The sequence below is a fragment of the Rhizobacter sp. P3_B12 genome (genome assembly GCF_056402895.1).
This window is the reverse complement of sequence record NZ_JBFUGN010001038.1, coordinates 1-2,095: the sequence shown is the minus strand read 5'-3', so window position 1 is coordinate 2,095 and position 2,095 is coordinate 1. Positions and strand designations below refer to the sequence as shown.

The 2,095-nt window shown below is 62.3% G+C and carries 4 protein-coding genes; 3 read left to right on the top strand and 1 reads right to left on the bottom strand.

Translation table 11 applies throughout. The features are described 5' to 3' along the window. A partial coding sequence (locus AC1D01_RS31755; RefSeq protein WP_477873495.1) for a phage regulatory CII family protein occupies window positions 1-228 on the bottom strand: 228 nt, incomplete at its 3' end. Between the two features lie 84 nt (window positions 229-312). Between AC1D01_RS31755 and AC1D01_RS31750 the strand changes: the two genes are divergently transcribed. The 3 genes from AC1D01_RS31750 to AC1D01_RS31740 form a co-directional block, all read left to right on the top strand. Then, window positions 313-564, top strand: coding sequence for a hypothetical protein (locus AC1D01_RS31750; RefSeq protein WP_169675557.1), 252 nt, complete (start codon window positions 313-315; stop codon window positions 562-564). A 365-nt stretch (window positions 565-929) separates the two neighbouring features. After that, window positions 930-1,721, top strand: coding sequence for a LexA family transcriptional regulator (locus AC1D01_RS31745; RefSeq protein ID WP_477873494.1), 792 nt, complete (start codon window positions 930-932; stop codon window positions 1,719-1,721). 141 nt (window positions 1,722-1,862) lie between these two features. Then, a partial coding sequence (locus AC1D01_RS31740) for a hypothetical protein (RefSeq protein ID WP_477873493.1) occupies window positions 1,863-2,095 on the top strand: 233 nt, incomplete at its 3' end.

Below are 2,095 nucleotides of genomic sequence, written 5' to 3'. Positions count from 1 at the left end.
CGGCACCACCATGCAGTGGCACGCCATCGCGAAGGCATTGAGGATGCTGTGGTTCTTCGTCAGCAGCGTGAGTTTCAATGCGTCGGCTAGGCCGAGCTTGGYCGTCGGGTAGTTGGGGTCGACCTCGTGGTTCAGCGTCGAGGTGCTCTTGCCGAGCAACGGCGCGAGCGCCGACGTGCCGCCGGGGTGGTCGTGCACGAGGTTGAACGCTGCGGTTTGGACATTCATGGCATGGGCCGTTTGAAGGGGCTATGGATGGACCGCGCACTGGTAGCCATACTGCGCACCAATGAGCGCACGAGGAAGAATCGAATGAGCGAGAAGAAGGCGGAGGGGCTGAGCGTGGAAATGGTGTTCGCGCAGGTGGGCGTCGAGTTCACGGAGATCGCGTCGCCGATGGGGCCGCTGGGGGCGCTGCAAGTGACGCTGACCGCACCAGCAGGCCAACCCCCTGCCACACTGGTACTCGGCGTGCCGGCTGCGCGCCAGCTCGTAGCAGCGCTGCGAGAAGCGCTGTCTCTTCACACTGCCCGGCCGCCCTCGCGGCCAGAAGGACTGCAGTAGCTTGAGAGCGAGTCAGCGCGTGATCCGCTGCATCGCGGCTCATGGGGCGAGCTCGGCCGCCATTGGCGCGCCGACTGACGCATCGGGCAGCTTCCTGAGGTAGTCCAGCAAGGACTGCGTGGTTCGCGTCCGCGGATCCACGATCACTTTCTGATGGATTTTCGTGATCGTCGAGTACGGGACACGGGAGCCTCGGGACACCTCAGGCCATCGCCCTTTGCTGGCAGCAAGGCGGCGGTGAAGCTCCACGAGAAGTGGCTCGTCTTGGATCGGCATGATGGCCCGGCGTTGTGTGGACAGCCATCAGATTATCTGATTTCGGGTAATCATGCAAACAGAGCTACCCTCCAATCGATTGGAAAGCCGTGCACTATCCGGATATGGCTAAGACAAAGGTGGCGCCTGACCCGCGCATCGCTAAGGCACTGCAGGCACTTCTCGACTCCGACACGGGGCCGACCAGCGGCAATGGGCTGGCGGCGGTGTCAGGCGTTGGTCAGTCCACCATCAGCCGAATCTTGAATGGCGAGGGGGGAACGAACGCCGCCACCCTTGCGCGACTCGCAGAGGTGTACGGCAAGACCATCGATATCTTTTTCAGCGAAGAGGCCGCGAGCACGATCGGCAAAGGCGCTCCTGCGCCTGCCGGCTCGGTGCCGCTCAAACAGGCCCGAGATGTCCCGGTTGTGGGGACTACGCAAGGAGGCCCCCCGGACCGCGAGTGGAGCGAACTCGGTCACGCGGTGGGCCATGGAGATCAGTACCTGGAGGTTGCTACGGCAGACCCGAATGCCTACGGGCTACAAGTAGTGGGGGACAGCATGAGCCCTCGGATCATGGCGGGCGAGTGGATCGTTGTGGAGCCCAACACCGAGCCATATCCGGGGGATGAAGTGGTGGTCAAGACGACTGAGGGCGAAGTCATGGTGAAGACCCTGGCCGCGCGGCATGGTGACACCATCATCCTGTCGAGCGTGAACGAGGCTTTCAAGCGGATCACCAAGCATGTGTCAGAGATTGAGTTCATCCACTATGTCGGCCCGCGCCTGCCTGCGCGCGCGGTGAGACAGCGGATTGACGTGGTTGGCTACGGAGGGCCGGACCGCAGGATGCATCACCAGACGGTGAGCATCGACAGGAGGAAGTCGGACGGCTGACAGTCAAAAGATCCCGCGCAGACCCGCCCCTCGCAAGAGTTGGCGGGTTTTTTCTTCCCTCCATTACCCACAAATGGATTGACAGTGTTCCGCAATTGGATAACACTGATTATTCGTTTTTGGGTAATCAGGAGATCGCCGATGCCTCACACCGCTAGACCAACGCACGGTCGCGTCAATCAAGACAGTCCGCGCAGTTACCGCTGCCACTACCACCCCAAGGACTGCAACGGCTTCCCGGCCGCTTGCGACACGGGCGTCCTGCCCTTCGTGCAAATCAAGGCTCGCGATGCTGAACACGCGCAGCGCGTTGCCCACGACCTGACCGGCTGCTCGATCAGCAACGTCGAGCGCCTCGACGAGGTGCCCGCATG

Bases quoted from the DNA above. Each gene is read 5' to 3' on its own strand.
- AC1D01_RS31750 (WP_169675557.1), top strand. From the start codon at position 313: ATGAGCGAGAAGAAGGCGGAGGGGCTGAGCGTGGAAATGGTGTTCGCG.